This is a genomic window from Blautia faecis (assembly GCF_027662325.1).
In the GTDB taxonomy this organism is placed as follows: Bacteria; Bacillota; Clostridia; order Lachnospirales; family Lachnospiraceae; genus Blautia_A; species Blautia_A faecis.
In genome coordinates, this window is sequence record NZ_JAQDKY010000013.1 from 37,256 (window position 1) to 56,806 (window position 19,551).

At 43.6% G+C, this 19,551-nt stretch carries 11 protein-coding genes; 2 read left to right on the forward strand and 9 right to left on the reverse strand.

Going from position 1 to position 19,551, the window contains the following annotated elements; translation table 11 throughout:
* Window positions 1–97: 97 nt before the first annotated feature.
* Window positions 98–6,508 carry a Spy0128 family protein gene (locus PGQ38_RS08300; protein WP_270431291.1) on the reverse strand — a complete coding sequence of 2,137 codons (6,411 nt, stop codon included), beginning with the start codon at window positions 6,506–6,508 and terminating at the stop codon, window positions 98–100.
* A gap of 526 nt (window positions 6,509–7,034) precedes the next feature.
* Here PGQ38_RS08300 and PGQ38_RS08305 point away from each other — a divergent pair.
* Window positions 7,035–8,546 carry a hypothetical protein gene (locus PGQ38_RS08305; RefSeq protein ID WP_187565623.1) on the forward strand — a complete coding sequence of 504 codons (1,512 nt, stop codon included), beginning with the start codon at window positions 7,035–7,037 and terminating at the stop codon, window positions 8,544–8,546.
* 54 nt (window positions 8,547–8,600) lie between these two features.
* Here PGQ38_RS08305 and PGQ38_RS08310 read toward each other — a convergent pair whose 3' ends face one another.
* The 6 genes from PGQ38_RS08310 to PGQ38_RS08335 all read right to left on the reverse strand — a co-directional run bounded on the left by PGQ38_RS08310 (window position 8,601) and on the right by PGQ38_RS08335 (window position 15,705).
* A complete protein-coding gene (locus PGQ38_RS08310; protein WP_187565624.1) occupies window positions 8,601–9,194 on the reverse strand; it encodes a DUF6553 family protein in 594 nt (197 codons plus the stop codon).
* An 11-nt stretch (window positions 9,195–9,205) separates the two neighbouring features.
* Window positions 9,206–10,321, reverse strand: coding sequence for a UDP-galactopyranose mutase (gene glf, locus PGQ38_RS08315; protein ID WP_148462337.1), 1,116 nt, complete (start codon window positions 10,319–10,321; stop codon window positions 9,206–9,208).
* 231 nt (window positions 10,322–10,552) lie between these two features.
* Window positions 10,553–12,088, reverse strand: a complete 1,536-nt coding sequence (gene putP, locus PGQ38_RS08320; protein WP_270431293.1) for a sodium/proline symporter PutP — start codon at window positions 12,086–12,088, stop codon at window positions 10,553–10,555.
* Between the two features lie 154 nt (window positions 12,089–12,242).
* On the reverse strand, window positions 12,243–12,788 hold the full coding sequence (locus PGQ38_RS08325; protein WP_270431295.1) for a DUF5662 family protein: 546 nt from the start codon (window positions 12,786–12,788) through the stop codon (window positions 12,243–12,245).
* A complete protein-coding gene (locus PGQ38_RS08330) occupies window positions 12,766–14,898 on the reverse strand; it encodes a Type II secretory pathway, pullulanase PulA and related glycosidase (RefSeq protein ID WP_270431297.1) in 2,133 nt (710 codons plus the stop codon). The genes PGQ38_RS08325 and PGQ38_RS08330 overlap by 23 nt, the downstream gene beginning before the upstream one ends.
* Before the next feature lie 51 nt (window positions 14,899–14,949).
* A complete protein-coding gene (locus PGQ38_RS08335) occupies window positions 14,950–15,705 on the reverse strand; it encodes an exodeoxyribonuclease III (RefSeq protein WP_270431298.1) in 756 nt (251 codons plus the stop codon).
* A 343-nt stretch (window positions 15,706–16,048) separates the two neighbouring features.
* Here PGQ38_RS08335 and PGQ38_RS08340 point away from each other — a divergent pair, with 343 nt between their 5' ends.
* Window positions 16,049–16,444, forward strand: coding sequence for a DUF1292 domain-containing protein (locus tag PGQ38_RS08340; RefSeq protein ID WP_118578668.1), 396 nt, complete (start codon window positions 16,049–16,051; stop codon window positions 16,442–16,444).
* Window positions 16,445–16,663: 219 nt separating this feature from the next.
* On the opposite strand, the gene PGQ38_RS08345 is transcribed toward PGQ38_RS08340, so the two are convergent.
* On the reverse strand, window positions 16,664–17,176 hold the full coding sequence (locus tag PGQ38_RS08345) for a dCTP deaminase/dUTPase family protein (protein ID WP_118578670.1): 513 nt from the start codon (window positions 17,174–17,176) through the stop codon (window positions 16,664–16,666).
* Between the two features lie 141 nt (window positions 17,177–17,317).
* Window positions 17,318–19,414, reverse strand: coding sequence for a polyribonucleotide nucleotidyltransferase (locus tag PGQ38_RS08350; protein WP_148462345.1), 2,097 nt, complete (start codon window positions 19,412–19,414; stop codon window positions 17,318–17,320).
* Between the last annotated feature and the right edge of the window lie 137 nt (window positions 19,415–19,551).

Sequence of the window (19,551 nt, forward strand, 5' to 3'; positions counted from 1 at the left end):
TACTACAACAAAATTCTTTTAAAAAGAACCGCCCCTGCGGGCGAATCTGGTAGGATTCTTCCTGCAGGGGCGGTTCTAATTATTTAATTGTGATTTGTTAATCCTGTTCTTTTTTGCGGCGTCTTCTGGTTGTTTCTTCGATTGCGAGAGCTGCAACAAAGAGCAATGCCATATAGAAGCCGATTGGTGTGTCATCACCTGTCTTAACACCTGTGGAGGTGCCTGGGGTTGGTGTAGGAGTTATTGTCTCCTCAGGAGTTACAGTAGGTGTTGCTTCCGGCTGTTCCTGGTTGATGATGGTTACCTCTGCATTGAGATTATTTTCATCAAACAGTACATTTCCATTTTCAACAGTTACTGCGTATCTGAATCCGTCTGTACCACCTACCAGATTTCCTTCTGCATCTGTCTCTGCAACATAAAGCGTAAAGGATTCATCCGGTATTACAACTGCCTGTGTACTCTCAGATACTGTGGAGCCGCCTGCAAGATCAAGTGTCAGGATGTTCTTCTCTGTTCTTGTGGAAAGAGTTGTGCACTCTTTGTCATCAAAGATACCTGCATAGAAAATCTCATCACTTTCCAGGGCATTTCCATCTGCACCAAGAAGCTTCTTGGTTACATTCAGAGTCGCGATCTTGTAGAATCCATCCGGCCATTCGCTGAACTGGTTCTCGAATGTGATGCTGCTCTTTGCGCCATCCTCAGTTACGGTGATTGCCTGTCCCTGTGGATAAACCGGTACATAAACCTTTTCATCCGGCGTCATGCCTGAATCAATTGCTTTTCCGGTTACATCTGTCTCACTTACATAGTAGGTTCTTCCAAGATCCAGATTGGTAAAGGTAACTGTGGAAGAAGATGCATTCTTAAACTCAAGTGCTTTTACATCAGAAGCAGGAATTGTGCATTCTGCATCTGCGAAAAGTACTGCGTAGAAGGTCATGTCCTTAGCGCCTGCAAGTGCATCGTTCAGCTTCAGTTCCTTGGTGATCTCAATTGCAGCGGTCTTGCTCTTTGTCATGGCATCCTTCATCTCAACTGCATTTTTTGTGTCATCTGCATCAACAGTGAAGGTGATCGGCTCTGCGATCTCATATCCTGATGGTGCTTCTGCCTCAACCAGCTTGTAGGTCTTGCCAAGAACAAGTTTCGCTGTGATCACATGTGGTGTACCATCTGAGGTCCACTCTTCCACAACCTTATCCTGGTCATCTACTACCTGAAGTTTTGCTCCTGCAAGAGCTTTCAGGGTGGTGTCGTCTACCTTGGAAATGGTAACCTTGGTAGTATCGTTGATAAATTTCATGGCTGTCTCGGTGTAATCTTCTCCATTTACCTTGGTGGTAAGCTTCAGAGTTCCGTCACGGTTGTCTTCTACATTTACAGTTACTGTATAAACAGTCTTGTCGTATACGTAGGTATCTGCCTCTGATGGGAGCTTTTCGTTTACGGTGTAGGTAAAGGTCTTGCCAGCATCTTTCTCTGTATAGGAAAGCTTGCTGAAGCTGATCGCACCTTTTTCGTCGTTCTTGACTATCTCAATTACCTTGCCATCTGCATCTTTCAGTTCGAATTCGAAGGTTCCAAGCTGTTCAGCTTCTACCTTCATGGACTTCTGGGCTTTCAGTTCAAGGTCAGCGGAAGCACTGTAGATATTATTAAAGGTGACTGTCTTATTTTCTACAAGCTTACCGTCTTTTGTGACTGATATAATTGCTGCTGTTAATTTACCTGCCATATTATCTGTTACATTTACAGTTACAACATATTTGCTTCCATCATACTCGTATGCCGGTTTCTTACCATTTATTTCTGTAATTTGATAATAATAGGTTCCGGCTTTCTCATATTTAATGGTTGGGAATACAATGGAACCGTCTTCCGCATTTTTAGCAGTCTTATTGTAACCATTTTCTACTGCGTTTCCATCTTCACCAATTTCTGTTGTCTGGAAACTAAACTGCTCTGCTTCCAATGTCTGACCATTCAGAGTCTTGTTTGCGCTAAGGACGATCTGACCAGATGTCGTATAAGTATTGATAATTACTGGTGTCTCTACTGCTGTCGTGCAGTTTTTATCACTGTAATAGCTTACCTTTGTCTTATACTCGTTTCCTTCTTTTCTTACACTTACCTTTGCGTAAAGCACGTCACTTGAAACAGTCCATTCCGGATGCTCTCCGTTGATTCCCGTCTCACTGATCTTATAAATATAGTCCTTTACTTCTTTGTAGCCGGTGATCTTTTCAAATGTTACCTTTGATCCGGTATTGATTGCCTCTTTGCTGGCCGGCTCTGGTGCTCCAGGAGTCAGCGCTTCCAGCTTGAATTTAAAGTAATTCGGGATTTCCCCTGTCCAGTTTCCTTTAGCTGCCTTCTGGATCTCCAGTTCTGCGCTTCCCTCTACATCTTCAGCTTTCTTATTACTAATTTCAATCATTCCAACCACAGTTGAATTACTGAAAACAGCAATTGCGTCCTGAAGCCCCATTATTGCTAGCTCATCTGCTGATTTACTATAATCAGTAAAATAAAATTCAATAGGACTTCCTGTTTTATAACCACTAGGTGCAGTAGTCTCCACTAACTTATATTTTACATATAAATCAAATACTGTTTTATCTAACTGTTTAGATAATTGAATTGTATCTGTTTCACCATTAGATTTTGTTGTAATGCCTTGCTTTAAAACTTTTCCACTTGAATCCTGCAATTCAAAGACCGCATTCTCTAATCCCCTTGATGCATTTTCTTCATCGTATTTGTACAACAAAAGTTTAAGACTGCTGACTTCAACATTTCCACTTGAATTTTGCTTTTTTTCTACATTATTACTAACTTTGCTGTAATACTCATCCCTTCCATTTATAAATGCCGTATTACCATAGTCAATTTTACTGCCAATACTTCCGATTACTGTCGCCTTATATTCAATTACATATGTAGCACCCTCTACAGGTTTTAAAACCAGAATCTTCATTCCAGTCGACGTTGGTGCCACAATATAATCTGTATTAGCTGTAAGCGTTGTTTCCCCTTGTTTTACACCAAATGTACTATAATCAATCTTAAGATTTGTACAATCATCATCAATTTCTAAATATCCATCTGAGTTTTTATAACTATCAGTATATTGTATGGTAATCTTAAAACCAGCCTGATATCCATTTGATGCATTAGGTTTTGAGTTTGAATCCTCTTCTTTAGTAAATAATGTTTTTTTATAAGTATAATCGCAACTAGCTTCTCCTGCTACCTCTTTACCATCAGCCTTTACTGATACGCTATTACTCAATACTTGTCCATCGCTAGATGTTACTAATGACTCATCTACTGCCATCTGATAATACAACTTGTAAACACAATTTTTACCTTCATATGTTCTTGTTAATTTTCCAAGATTAAGTTTTAGAACAGTCTTACCATTTTCTTCTATCGTAGGATCTGCCATCCAACCTGCCTCATCAGAACCACTAGCATTACTATCACCCTTATACTCATTTTGTGCCCACATGAGTTTTGCACTACCCAAAACATATGACAACGAAGAGCTATGTGTATCAGTTATAATAACATCTTCGGTGCCTAAGCCAATACGCTTCTTGTCAATTGTGATACAATAACATATCTTGTTTCCTTCTGTGCTCCATTTTTTATCGTCTGCACCATATCCTGTAAAATAGGAACTTACATTTTCCTTTGCAACCTGCAATTTTCCCGGAACATATCCATCTGCAAAGACTTCCCAGCCATTTCCAGATGCCGTATTTCTTACTAAAACACCAGGTTTATAAGCCACATCCCCAGTAGCATTCTGATATTTGTTGAAGGTTTCATATTCTAATATAATATCTCTCGCTTCTCCGATTCCCTCAATTTCCGAATATGTTTTATTAGTTTCCACATCACTTCCAGAAGAATCCTTTGATAAAAAGAATAAATAATTACATAATTTTCCACCTTCTACATTTTGTCCATATTTTACATTATCTTTACTAATCTTTTTTCCTGGATCAGTGACAGTTATTGATGATGTATCAATCCACCCCCATTTATTCCAACCATCAGCATCCTCATTATCTGACTCTTGTCTTACAGTATCCTTAATAAAAAATTTCATACCACCTGCCGGAACATGAATAGTAACTCTCCATTTCATTTTATCTTGTGTTCCAGAAAGAAATGTCTTTTCGGGATTAGGAACTTTACCTGTTAATGGACCTGATCCAGATGCTCCCGGATGATTACGGTTGCCATCATCAACATCATTTTTTACGCTAACTGAACCAATAAGACTATCTAATTTTGCCTCATCAACCAGAGTCTTATATGAAAAAGTATATTTGTAAATCAAACTATCGTCAGTATAATTATCTCCTGAATTTTTTCCGATCGTATATGACCATGTATTTCCATCTGCTGGTACAGTAATATCAAACTCAACACCATCAGATCGTTTAACATGAATCACATCTCCCTTCTTAAATTTCGTATACTCGTTATCCTGTAAAGTATCTGTTACCGTGTTTCCTTTAACAGGTTGTTTTCCATCAACATTGTATACGAAAGACCACTCTAAGTATGTCTTACCACCTTCTGTAACTAATTTAGCATTATCCTTCTTAAACCACTGATTATTTTTGAAATTATTTCCAATATCAACTGATGGCTCATTGCTGATGATATCTTTGCTGCCATTTTTACCTTTTACAACTACGCCATTATTAGTAGAATAACTTTCCCCATTTCTTATCTTCTCTAATACACCATCTTTAAATCTTGCCTTATAAACTAACGTAGCTGTTTTATCTTTAAGCAATTCACCTACTGTTACTTCATAACCATTTCCTGTTACAGCAAACTTTCCCGGCGTTGGTGTTCCGCCATCAACGGTAAGTGTATACTCATTTCCTTGTGAATCTTTCACAAGCTCCAAGTCACTTCCCAGCTTATCAATAATTTTAACGTCAGTTGCATTTCCATTTTCTGCTTTAGTTATAATTGTATATGTTATTTCTCCAGTTTTTTCATCATATGATGCACTTTTTTCTGTATAAAGGTTTACATCTCTATTAACATGAATCTCTTTTTCAATTGTGGTTCCTGGTACAGTTATTTTTACTACTTCGTCCGTAACCGTATTTTTTATTTCTGCTGAAAACGTGAAATTCCCCTTTACAAGGCCTTTATCAGCCTGCTGCATAAACTCATCTGTAAAAACAACTGAAACATCTCCCGCATCATTAATAGTATAATCTCCAACAACAGTCTTATTATCATCCGCATATAATTTTCCACTTTCCGGCCAATTTGTCAAATTGTTAGGCATAGAAAAAGTCATATTTTTCTGAATGTGTTTTCCCTGATTAACAAGCTCTGAAGTTTCGGCAAATGAAATAGTAAAGTCATATCTCGCAGAAGGACTGATTTTATCATTTGATGAAATTTCTTTTCCATCGACTTTAATTGTCATTCCTGTTATAAAATCGGACAATTTACTACTTCCAGTTTGTACCGCCACATTTTGTACTGTCGTCACGCCACCCACAATTGAAAAACTATCCTGCGTAAAACCCATAGAGGTGATCTCTCCGTCTGCGTTTGTGTTTACGTACTCGGTTACAACCTCTGCCTGACCTTCATTGTCCAGATGTACAACATCTTTATTTACGACGTCACCGTCAACGGTGCTTTTCTGAATCTCTTTGAAGCTCATATCTACTTTTACATTTCCGCTTTCCGGCTCGATTCGGCTTCCGTCGGCGGTCAGAAAATATACATCGTAAAGTACGTACTCAGCTTCCGTATTCTCAGCGTCCAGTCCCAACTGGCTGCTCAGCTGGCTGTTGAATGCTGCTACTGCCGCATTGTAGCGATCAGTGCCAGGTGCAATATAGTCAGCTTTGATTTCTGCATCCTGTGGAAGGTTTGCATCTTCCGGAGCTGTTGCTGTAATCACTACACGACTGTCTTCATATCTGAAAGAAGTCTTCGGTGTTTCTGTCGGAGCCGGAGTCGGTGTCTCACTTGGGGACGCGCTGACTTCTGGTGTAGGGGTTGCAGTTGCCTCGGCAGCTGGTGTTGCTGTAGCTTCCGGTGCTGCAGGAGCTTCCGTCACTTCTGCAGGTGCCTCTGTGGGCTCTGTTGCAGGTGCTTCTGTCGGAGCTGCTGTAGGCGCCTCTGTTGGCTGCTCGGCTGGTGCTTCCGTTGGCTGCTCTGCTGGCGCTTCTGTTGGCTGCTCGGCAGGTGCTTCCGTTGGCTCCTGAGCTTGTTCCGCAGCAGGAGTTTTCTGCACTTGCTGAGGTTCTTCCTGTTTCTCAGCAACCGGTTCCGCTCCCTCTGTTGCGTATGTTTCTGCTTCGTTTTCAGACGGAGTCGGTGTTGCCGTCGCGTCCTCAACGTAGGTATCGTCTGTTGCCAGGACAGTCAGACTGGACTGCTGGAATATCATAGATACCGCCAGAAGTATGGCAAAAAACGATTTCAGCCTTGAATTCTTTTTCATGTTACAGCCTCCTTTTTAAGATTGGGTTTTCCTTTTTTTCAGTGTGGTTTTACAGGCAGAACTAGCCCAAAACCCATTTTCATCATCATATCACACTGATTTTGAAGGAGCAATAATTTATGATTACCTGAAAAATCCCTGTTTTCTGCTGTTTCACTAAGAAACCGGTCACTAATCGGTCTTCATTTTCGTGTTTTTATAGCGTGTATTTTGGTGTACTAGTGCTATTTTCGACTTTTCATTGAAAAAAGCATACAATTTCTTATTTTTTCTGCTTTCACAGGACAAAAAGCTACATGTTTACTCCATTTTCCCCTGTTTGAATTTCAGCATTTTGCACAATTTCACTTCCTGTTTTCTAAACTATATTCGCTCCAATTTTCGTATTTACTCATGGTGTATCTTGATGTACGCTCTTTCGTGTGCTATAATAAATGCCAGAAAACCAATGCACTTATGCAATTGGCAAACAAGGACTACGCACCATCTTCATTTTCAAATGATAAAGCATACAGGAGGACCCCCTATGTTTCTCAAAAAGACCCCTAAGGCAAAGGGAACTTACCTTGCCATCACCGAATCCTACTATGATAAAGAGAAGAAAGCCACTCGTCAGAAGACCATTATGGGGTTGGGATATCTGGAAGATTTAAAGAAGGATTACCCGGATCCCATCAGCCACTTCGAGAAGGTTGTGGCCGATATGAACCAGGAACGAGAAGCCAAAAAGAACTCTGTGGTATATGTTGACCTTACTACTGCTCTCTCTCCGGGAGAACACTCTCTGAAAAATGTAGGCTACGGTATTCTGAAATACCTTTATAAGGAGCTTCAGCTGGACATTTTCTGGCGTACCAGGACCTGGAATCTATCTCTTTCGTATAATATAGAAGAGCTTTTCCGATATATGGTCATTTCCCGTGCTCTTTACCCGAATTGTACCTGGAATGAAGCTATTGAAAAAGGACTCTACTTCGAAGAATCCGGAAGCATCTCAGACGAAGACCTGGATTCTGCCTTTCATGTTATCGTGAAACTGCAAAAAGATCTGCAGAAGTGGATTTATGAGCATTCCGGCAGTATCCTTTCCAGAGATACTACTTCTGCATTTTTGGATCACACCAGCTATAATTTTTCCATTCCTGGAAGCATGCCCTCTGACACGCAGCCCAATGCCAGACGTACAGATTCCACCCTTCACCTGGATCTTCTCACGGACAGAAATGGACTCCCCATTGCATATGACCTGTCTACCAGTGGTACTGTGTTGAACCAGTCTGTTTTTAATGCCGTAAAGCAATTAAAGAGAGAGAATCCCAGAACTCGTTTTTATAATACTGCCCCTGCGCGTCCGGAGGAGGAGCCTTTTATTTGCAATGGAGTACCGGCAGACGGATATATTTATGGTCTGCCGGTACATACTGCGAATGCAGAATTTAAGGATTGGGTACTGAAGGATGGTTATCAGGAAATGAAAATTCTGAATGAAAAGCATCAGACTATCCCTCTTCTTTATAAAGAGCGGATTTTTGAGGATAGGGAAAAACAATTTGTATATTACCATGAGCTTCAGGCCAGACAGCAGCGCCTTGCCAGGGAGTCTTCCGGAAAGCGTACCGGACTGAAGCTGGACGGATACACTGCCATTGCTACTGATAATCTGGAGGCGGATAACCTTTCCCCTTATCGTCTTTTCAGCGGACTTCGCCATATGGAGAAAATTTTCCTTGATTCCAAAAGCCAGTATGACTCCTCTGCTACCTTCATCTGGACACCGGATAAGATCAATGCCCATTTTGTGATTGGGTTTGTGTCCTTTACCTTAATGCGTATGCTGCAGGCGAAGCTTGATTTCCAGTTTTCCATGGAACAGATCGGGACTTCTTTGCAGCGGTATAATTGTGTACAGATTGCAGGAAATATTTATCAGTTTACCTATTATGATGTGATTCTGGATGCATGTGAGAAGGCACTGGGGCTGGAGCTGCATAATAAATACCGCAGCCAGCTCCAGATTCGGAGATTGCTGCGGTACTAAGAACTTTATAATTTTATATCTTTTATACATGTCAGGCTTTTTTTGCCTGGCATGTTATCTGTCTGCTCCCAGGCTTCCCTCTCCTGGAAAATGCAGTTCGTACATTTCCCGGGCAGCGCGGGTGATGATTCCAAGCTCTTCTTCCATCTTCAATGTCTGCGGAAGCACCACGGCAGTATCATAAATATCCGCTTTCAGCTTGTCCTTGGCGCGCTCACTGCTCATTTTCATAATTCCAAACAGTGTGCTGTTATAAGCCTTATCCGACTCACTAAGCTCCATATAAGTCTTCACCATATGGCAGCACTCTCTGTAAAGAAGCTCTTCATAATCCTTACCCTTGGCGCAGATTTCCTGGAATTTCATTTTATTCAGCTGTTTCATGATCTCCTTACGTCCGCCGCGGACTCCCATAAAGCGCTTGCCGCTGTCTTTATTAAACTCCATCAGCATCCACAGTGCGATCAAACCGTCAGCACGGGTATCACCGCCAAGCTCAGACGGATCCTGATAACGGATGTCCCAAAGCTCTCTGCGGATCTGATTCAGCTCTGGCTCCTCTCCTGCCTCAATGGACATATTCAAAAGTGCCAGACGTCTGGCCGGGTCCGATTCTCTGTAGTATTGTGTAATAGTCGGGGTATCCATAGTATTCTCCTTTATACTTCTTCGTAGGTCAGCTCGGTCTCAGCCATATTAAGAGCTTCCTCAATTACCTTGTCCATATCCATATAGCGGTACATGCCCAGTCGTCCGCCGAAGAGTACATTCTTCTCTTCTAACGCGCGGCGCTCGTACTTGTCAAAGAGCTCGTCATTCTTCGGATCATTAATGGGATAATATGGCTCTTTTCCCTTCTCCCAGGCTGCCGGATATTCTCTTGTGATAACAGTCTTCGGCTGTGTCCCAAACTCGAAGTGCTTATGCTCAATAATACGGGTATAGGGCACCTCATAATCGGTATAGTTCACAACCGCATTTCCCTGATAGTTCCCCATATCAAGCACTTCTGTCTCAAAACGTAGGGAACGGTACTCCAGCTCACCATAGCAGTAATCGTAAAATTCATCGATCATACCGGTAAAAAGGATCTTATCTGCCTGTGCGGTAAGCTCTTCTCTATTTGCAAAGAAATCCGTCTTCAGGCAAACCTGGACACCCTCCAGAAGCTTCTTGATAATACGGGTATAGCCGCCCTTCGGAATACCCTGATAGGGATCCTTAAAATAGTTATTATCATAGGTGTAACGAAGAGGAAGTCTCTTGATAATAAAGGACGGAAGGTCCTTACACTCTCTTCCCCACTGCTTGCGGGTATAGCCCTCTACCAGCTTCTCATACACATCCTGTCCCACCAGCGCAAGTGCCTGCTCTTCCAGATTCTTCGGGTGTGTGATGTGCATGCGGCTGATCTGCTCCTGAATCTTCGCCTTCGCCTCTGCCGGAGTCCGTACCCCCCAGAGCTGATGGAATGTATTCATATTAAATGGAAGGTTATACAGTTCATCCTTATACACCGCAATAGGTGAATTTACAAAGTGGTTAAATTCTGTAAACTGGTTCACATAATCCCAGATTTCCTTCTTAGAGGTATGGAAAATATGTGCACCATACTTGTGGACCTGGATGCCTTCTACTTCCTCTGTGTAAATATTACCGCCGATATGATCGCGCTTGTCGATCACCAGGCAGGTCTTGCCCTTCTTAGTAGCTTCGTGAGCAAATACAGCTCCAAAAAGTCCGGCTCCTACAATTAAATAATCATATTTCTTCATCTTGTGTTGCCCCTTTCTGTTATGGGAATGCAGATTTATTACGTCCGATTTCTGCCAGACACTGATATAGAATGTCTTTCTTTCCCAGATAAAGATGTTATTATTATAACAAATTTTCAGAAAAAAAGGTAGCCCTTTCCATGTAAGGACTACCTTTTTTATAAAACTTTCTTAATGGTCGCTCCGTGACCTGTAACACACTTCACGACGCACAGCAATCATTCAATCGCATTATTTCGCAGCAACTCTGTCAAACTCATCTGTGATTTCTTTAGACGGAGCCTTCGTAACAAGGCTGACGATCACAATCATCACCAGACTGAACAGGAAACCAACTGCCAGGGAATAAAGTCCTGTATAGGTTCCCAGTGTCTGTCCTCCAACTAACGGAATATAGTCCCAGATAATAACGGTAAGTCCGCCAGTCACCATACCTGCAATGGCACCTGGAAGATTGGTTCTTCTCCAGAACAGGGACATTACCACGATCGGTCCAAATGCGGAACCAAGTCCTGCCCATGCATTGGAAACCAGTCCCATAATACTGCTGTCCGGATTCCAGGCAATGACAAATGCAATCACTGCGATCACGATAACCGTAATACGGCTTACTTTCAGAATCTCCTTAGAGTCAGCATCTTTCTTGATAAAGCTGTGATACAGATCCTCAGACACTGCCGAAGCAGTTACGAGAAGCTGGGAATCCGCTGTGGACATAATCGCTGCAAGGATTCCGCAAAGGAACAGTCCGCCGATAAACGGAAGCGCAAGCTCTGAAGTAAACACCTTACGGATCATCTCAATAAATACGCTCTCAGAAGAAGCAGCTCCGTTCTCCCCAAGAATAACAGGAAGCAGATAAGCTCTTCCGATCACAGCGATTGCAAATGCAGCTGACAGAGAAAGAAGATCCCATACAATGGCAATCGCCCAGGATTTCTTTAATTCTTTCTCATTCTTAACTGCCATAAATCTTACCAGTACGTGAGGCATTCCACAGTATCCAAAGCCCCATGCCAGCTGGGAAAAGATCTCTATAAAGGTATATGGTCTGTCTCCGTTCATAAACGGGTTCAGATAAGCGCCTGCACCGCCGGTCACGCTACTCTGGGAGATCAAGTCTGTAAGATTGCCTGGAAGCAGGAAATATGCCACCAGCGGAACTACAAGAAGTCCGATAAGCATCAGGGTTCCCTGCACAAAATCTGTTACACAGACCGCCATAAAGCCGCCCATGAAGGTGTAGCAAAGAATAACCGCTGCTCCGATAGCCAGAGCTACATGATAATCAAGTCCAAATACGGTATTGAACAGCTTACCGCCTGCTGCCAGAGCAGAAGCTGTATACACCAGGAAAAAGATTACAATTACCACTGATGAGATCAGAAGCAGGATCTTTTTTTTATCACGGTAGCGGTTCTCGAAAAATGCCGGGATGGTCATGGAATTGTTTGCTGCGATGGTGTATTTACGAAGTCTTCCGGAAATACATACCCAGTTGAGGACAGTTCCGATAAAAAGTCCCACTGCGATCCAGATCTGTCCGGATCCAAAAGAATAAATGGCTCCGGGAAGACCCATCAGAAGCCATCCGCTCATATCAGAAGCCTGTGCAGAAAGTGCTGCCACCCATCCGTTCAGTCCTCGTCCTCCAAGGAAATAATCCTCTGAGCTGGAGGTCTTTTTCATGTAAACCGCGCCGATGACGATCATCATGGCAAGGTAAAACACAAAAGCAATCAGAATTATCACTGTTGTACCACTCAATTTTTTCTCCTCCTCTGTTATAAAATCTGCTGTCCCCAAATCATCCCGACAGCAAAATAACATATTTCATACTTTACCACAGAAGAGTATGAAAGTGCAAGTGATATTGTATATTTTTTTGGAAGTCTGCGGTTGATAAACACGGAATATGAAACTACTTATCCTTCCCTTTCAGATAAACATGCTTAATATACCACAAAGCCTTTTCTTCCCCCTTGTCATTGAGGATCCGAAGCAGCCCCTCTAACTCTTTTTTCGTCTGGGGATGTACAAACCACAGCTTCGGCTTGCTTTTCAGGAAATATTCCAGCGGCTTGTGATTGTCATATGCGTCCCCAAGATAAGTCCTGGAGGCACTGATCCGGTCCATCACCATCTCTGCCACATATCTGCGGGGCATTTTCGCCCCCATGATCACATGCTCCGGATCATTTATGGAATAATCCACCCAATGCTCATAATGATGCTTATTGCGCCCTTTATGATGGAGCCAGGCGGTAGACACGCCCGTATCCTCACGTTCTGCGTTATTTGGGCTTCTGTTTCCCTGATAATATTTGCAGCCCACCAGAAATTCCGACGGGGTATATTTGGAAAGGTCATGGAAAAGCCCCTGCTTGTAAAGTCCGATTCGGAAGCAATAGTGCATAACCATCAGCTTATGCTTTGTGATTGTTTTAAAGTGAAGCCATGGATGCATTGTCGCCGGACCTCCTTTCCTTATTCTCAGCTTCTGTCACAGTATTGTCTGAAGCTGCAGTTTTCTTCGCTTCTGCGCCTGGCAGTTTTTCATTCTTTTTTCCTTTGCCAGTATGCTTTCTTTCAGTCTCCGGTTTCTTCACCCCCTGAAGTACAACCACTGTACGCGGTCCCACCTCCACGGCTCTTTCATAGACCTGGCCATTTTCCCCATAAAATCCGTCACAGGTCAGATCTCCGGTATCCATCACTTTCTTCCACTCCATCCCCTCTGGCAGATTGGGAAGAGCAATATTCCTGGTTTCCCAGTGAAAATTATAGCCTGTATAAAGGAAATCATCCTCACTTCCGTCCGGCAGCTTTGCATATGCCCCGCACAGCATCACGCCGATCATGCGGCTGGTATTTTCCATGTTGCAGAACCATGCACGTTCCCCATGAAAAGACATATCCGGAAATCCCTTGCCAAGGTAATCTGCCTCTTTCATGCTCTCACTCATATGAAGAACCGGATGAGCCTTCCGAAGTGCAACTGCCTTTTTTACAAAGGCAAGCATACTGGCATTTCTCCGCAGTCCCCGCCAGTCTATCCAGCCAATGGAATTGTCCTGACAGTAAGCATTATTGTTTCCCTCCTGGGAATTGCCGATCTCATCACCGCCATAGATCATGGGCACTCCCTGGGAAAACAGCATCATAGCAAAAGCAGCACGCATCTGGCGCTCCCTCATCTGACGGATCCACTGCTTCCGGCTTGGTCCTTCAATACCGCAATTCCAGGAATAATTATAGCTGCAGCCGTCGTTATTGCCTTCCCCATTTGCCTCATTGTGCTTATAATTGTAGGAAACAAGGTCATTTAAAGTAAAACCATCCTGGCAGGTGATATAATTGATCACTCCATGGTCATCCGGGTTATGACGGATGCGGTACTGCACAGCCGGAACCATATCCTCATCGCTTTTCAGGAATCTGCGCATATCCTGCAAAAATCCCAGATTATATTCCGCAAAGCATCGCTTTCCTGGTCTGCGGTTCTTATAAAGAGCAGCCGTATCCATTCCTTCTGCCATAATCTTCGTCCCTGCAAGCAGGCCATCCTTCATGATCAAATTAAGAGGTGCCCCTTCTCCCAGAATATGAAAGCCGTCCACATGATAATTCTGTTTCCAGAACTGCACTGCACGAAGTGCCATTAAAGGATTAACCTCCGCCGGAAAATACATTTCCATGATACAGCCAATCCCTGCTTTGTGAAAAGCCCTGATCATGTCGCAAAATTCCCTGTGGGGATCCCGGGTAGCGCAATAAGCACTCTTTGGCGCAAAATAAAGACCACTTCCATATCCCCAGTAATTTACCTCGTCTTTTTTCCCTTTCTGGGAAACCAGACCGTCTGGCTCCTTTGGCGGAACCACCTCCATAAATTCATAGGCCGGCATAAGCTCTACTGTATTAATGCCAAGCTCCTGCCAGTATGGGATCATCTGTACCAGACCGGAAAAAGTTCCCCGGAGACCTGTCGGCAGCTTAGCCTGCCTGGTGTATCCCCGGACATGTACTTTATAGAGGATCATATCTTCAAAGTCTGTTTCCGGTGCTTTCTCATCCCCCCAGTCATAACCATTTCCGGACCAGAAGCCGCAGCGCACCTTGTGGGGATCTTCCTCCCACTCTGCCCCAAAGTGCTCTCTTCCGCTGATCCTGCTGGCACAGGGATCCAGATAGATTTCCCCGTTTATCTTAAAATTGTACTCCAGATTGGTTACATTTAATTTTTTCATAAAAACAGAAAAAATCCGTCCTGTACGATATTTTTCATCCAGAAGGAGCTCATAAAAGGGCTCTCTTCCCCTCTTCCTGTAAAGGAGCAGGTAAACCTCAGAATCCTCTTCCGCTTCCACTGCAAAATTATATCCATCTGCCATCTGGGTTACCCCAAGTAAAAGAGGATAACCGTATGTCACAACCACGCTCTTATTTCCCGGTATTGGCACTTTATAAGCCCTCCTGTCTTTGTCTGCTGTCTCGTCTGTAGCCATTTTTGTACACAGAGCACGTTTCCCAAAGGGAATCTGCACAATGCAATCTTTCTCATGAAATAAAATCATCCGATGATATCTGTTTATCCCCAGAACCTGCCATACAGGACTCCCTCTGGTCTAAAATTTCAGATCCAGCTCTACAGGACAATGGTCGGACCCCATTATCTCGCTGTGAATCTTCGCATCCTCCAGATTCTCTTTCAAGGACGGAGAGGTGATGAAATAGTCAATTCTCCATCCGGCATTCTTCTCTCTTGCCTTAAATCGGTAAGACCACCAGGAGTAGGCGCCCTCAAGCTCCGGATAAAAGTAACGAAATGTATCAATAAATCCAGCTTCCAGAGTTCTGGTAAAGCAGGCTCTCTCTTCATCTGTGAAGCCTGCGTTCATCCGGTTGGTCTTAGGATTCTTCAGGTCAATTTCCTGATGTGCCACATTCATGTCTCCACAGCAGATCACAGGCTTTTTCTCCTGAAGCTTCAGAAGATAAGCCAGAAAATCTCTCTCCCATTCCATGCGGTATTCCAGTCTTCGAAGCTCTGACTGGGAATTGGGCGTATATACGGTAACCAGATAAAAATCGTCCATCTCTGCAGTGATCACACGTCCTTCTTTATCGTGTTCCTCTATTCCAAGTCCGTAGATCACGGACAACGGTTCTTTTTTTGTAAAAACAGCTGTTCCGGAATATCCCTTGCGGTTCGCATAATTCCAATATTGATAATAACCTGGAATCTCCAGCTTCACCTGGTTCTCCTGACATTTGGTCTCCTGAAGGCAGAAAATGTCTGCATCCAACTTCGCAAAGCTTTCTTCAAAGCCCTTGGTGATACAGGCACGGATTCCATTTACGTTCCATGATACAAGCTTCATGTTGTTCTCCAATCTGTAAAAATTTATATGATGCACAAAAATCCTTCTGTACATGATTTTGCCCATTTTTTCAAAGTTTCCAGTGAACTTCATTCACCCAAAACCTCTCATAGGATATTGCCTGTGAATATTCAATATATTCTAACACTTTCTTCATTATAACACAGATTTCCCTATTCACAAAACCCTATTTTTCTGGTACAATCTAAATATTGTCCGGGCATACCGTTACCAGTGAAAACGAATCTAAAGAAGTCCCGGTGTTACCTTGTTTTACAGCATGAACATGTTTTTTCACAGGTAACATATAAATACAAATTTTTTATAAAGTGAGGTATTTTTAATGAGTGATTCAGATATGACAAACTCCTGCAGCAGCTGTGGAAGCAGCTCATCCTGCGGCGGTTCCGACTGTTCCACATGCGGCGGATGCAGCACTGATGCAAACCAGCACAGCACCATTACTCTTACCATGGAGGATGATACTGAGGTAGAATGCGCCATCCTTACCATTTTCCCGGTAGATGCAAAGGAGTATATTGCGCTTCTTCCTCTTGACGAAGAGGGCCAGAATCATGACGGTGAAGTTTATCTGTATTCCTTCACCCGCACTGCAGAGGGTGCTCCCATGCTTTCCAATATTGAAAGCGACGAAGAGTACAATAAGGCTGCTATCGCATTTGACACTGTTTTACAGAATGCGCGAGAAGCAGAAGCTGCCGGAACACCTTTAGAGTAATCTCTCCGGTGATCTTTAAAGAAATTTCCTGCGGGAGCATCAAAGTAATCTTCCCGGTGGTCTTTAAAGAGATTTCCTGCGGGAGCCTGTTTGAAAAAGGCTTTCTGCAAAATTTGAAAAAAGCTTAAGCATAACAAAAGCAGGTATCTGTGATTGATAAATTCATCACATTTACCTGCTTTTGTATTTCCCATAGAACTGCGAAGGTGCCGCAGCGAGTTACTTCGTCGTACTTCCAAACCCGCCATTTCTCACATCTGTCACATCATCATCTACGGTAATCCCATACTCAACGAAGATTCCCTGCATAAAGCCTGTATCTGCCTTCAATTCTACCACTTTATTCTCATTGGTGTCATTTGTCAGCTTGGCAAAAATATGACCTTCATTGTCAGAATAAAAATAATCGCTGTCAATAATCCCCACCGTATTATTCAGCTGCAGACGGAATTTAAATCCCAGGCCGCTTCTTGGATAGCATTTCAGCACCCACTCCTGATCCATCTCCACACGGATCCCGGTCGGAATCTTGATGGTCTCTCCTGGCTTAATGGTAAAATCAGCCGGGGAAAAGAAATCATAGCCTGCGCTTCCGGCAGTAGCTCGTCTTGGAAGACGGATTCCCTCATAAATCTTCTCTGCCTCATCAGCAGACACGCCCTCAAAAGTATCCATCCAGTCTGCCACAAAGCGCTCTTTACTTACTTTATGAAATTTTGCAATTCTTTTCATGTTTCCTCCTGTTTGTCCCGTGCAGACGCCTTTTCCAAAGCTCCGGCTCTGCAGCGGATATAAAGAATGCCGGGCACATCTGTCCGGCATCCCCCAAGCTGTCACTGTGCTTTTCATACACAGTGGCCTTGCATTTTATTCTTATTTTGCCTCTGCCGGAACATCCTTGATGCTGAAGCTCATTCTTCCCATCTTGTCTTTTCCAAGGCATACAACAGTTACCTTATCTCCAAGTGTAAGAACATCCTCTACGCGGTTGATTCTCTCCTTGCAGATCTTGGAAATGTGAACCATTCCCTCTTTGCCAGGTGCGAACTCAACAAATGCGCCGAACTCCTTGATGCTTACAACCTGTCCGGTAAGGATCTGTCCCTGCTCGAAGTCAGAAGCAATGATCTCAACCATGCGCTTTGCTTCCTGCATGTTCTTATCATCTACGCCGCAGATAGATACAGCACCCTCATCTGTAATGTCGATCTTGACGCCTGTACGCTCAATGATCGTGTTGATGGTCTTACCTCTCTGGCCAACAACATCACCGATCTTCTGAGGATCGATCTGGATCTGGATGATCTTCGGAGCATATTTTCCAACAGTTGTACGAGGTGCAGGGATACATTTCTCAATAACTTCGTTAAGGATGTACTCTCTTGCTTCCTTAGTACGTCTGATTGCTTCTTCTACGATCTGTCTTGTAAGACCGTGGATCTTAATATCCATCTGAATCGCTGTGATACCGTCATGAGTTCCGGCTACCTTGAAGTCCATGTCGCCAAAGAAGTCCTCAAGTCCCTGGATATCAGTAAGAACGATATAGTCATCATCTGTGTCACCTGTTACAAGACCACAGGAAATACCTGCAACCGGCTTCTTAATCGGTACACCGGCAGCCTCAAGAGACATGGTGGATGCACAGATACTTGCCTGGGAGGTAGATCCGTTTGACTCAAAGGTCTCAGATACAGTACGGATTGCATATGGGAATTCTTCTACGCTTGGAAGCACCGGTACAAGTGCTCTCTCAGCAAGTGCTCCATGACCGATCTCACGGCGTCCCGGCCCTCTGGATGGCTTTGTCTCACCTACAGAATAGGACGGGAAATTGTAGTGATGCATATATCTCTTGCTTGTCTCAAACTCGTCAAGTCCGTCAATTCTCTGTGCCTCTGCAAGAGGTGCCAGAGTAGTAATCGTACAGATCTGAGTCTGTCCACGGGTGAACATAGCGGAGCCATGTACTCTCGGGATGATATCAACCTCTGCTGCCAGAGGACGGATCTGTGTGATCGCACGGCCGTCCGGACGTTTGTGATCTTTCAGGATCATCTTACGAACGGTCTTCTTCTGATACTGGTAAACAGCCTCACCAAGAACAGCAAGCCACTCTTCCTTCTCTGCGAAAGCTTCTTTCAGCTTGTCTGTGATCTCTGCAATGTTGTTCTCTCTTGTCTGCTTGTCATCAGAGAATACGGCAACTTCCATTTCTTCCGGAGGAACGATCTCCTTGATGGCGTCAAACAGCTCCTGCGGAACTGCACAGGACTCATAGCTGTGTTTCTCTTTCCCGCACTCAGCGATGATCTGATCGAAGAATCTGATGATCTCCTGGTTTACTTCATGTGCTTTATAAATAGCCTCGATCATCTGATCCTCCGGAACCTCGTTGGCACCGGCCTCGATCATGATAACCTTATCTCTTGTGGAAGCTACTGTCAGCTGAAGGTCAGAAATATCCTTCTGAGCCAGTGTAGGGTTCACAACATACTCTCCATTGATCAGGCCGATCTGTGTCGTTGCACATGGGCCATCAAATGGAATATCAGAAATACAGGTAGCAAGGGAAGAACCAAGCATAGCCGGGATCTCCGGGTTGCACTCCGGATCTACAGACATAACCATGTCTACCAGTGTTACATCGTTTCTGTAATCCTTCGGGAACAGAGGACGCATAGGTCTGTCGATAACACGGGAGGTAAGGATTGCGTGCTCGCTTGCCTTTCCCTCTCTCTTATTGAAACCGCCCGGAATCTTTCCTACGGCGTACATTTTCTCTTCATATTCAACGCTTAACGGAAAAAAATCGATTCCCTCTCTTGGCTCCTTGGATGCAGTTGCTGTAGCAAGTACAGTGGTATCACCATAATGCATAAGTGCTGCGCCATTGGCCTGTTTCGCAACACGTCCGATATCTACGGTAAGTGTTCTTCCAGCTAATTCCATGGAATAACTTTTGTACATGTCTTCTCTCCTTTTTCATATAAAATATTGATCTGAAGCCACCCTACACTTCTGCAGAAACTGTGAAAACCAGTTCTGACCAACGTATATTGCAGCTCTCTTTGCCTCTGTCACAACAGAAGTCCGAAACGACTGAA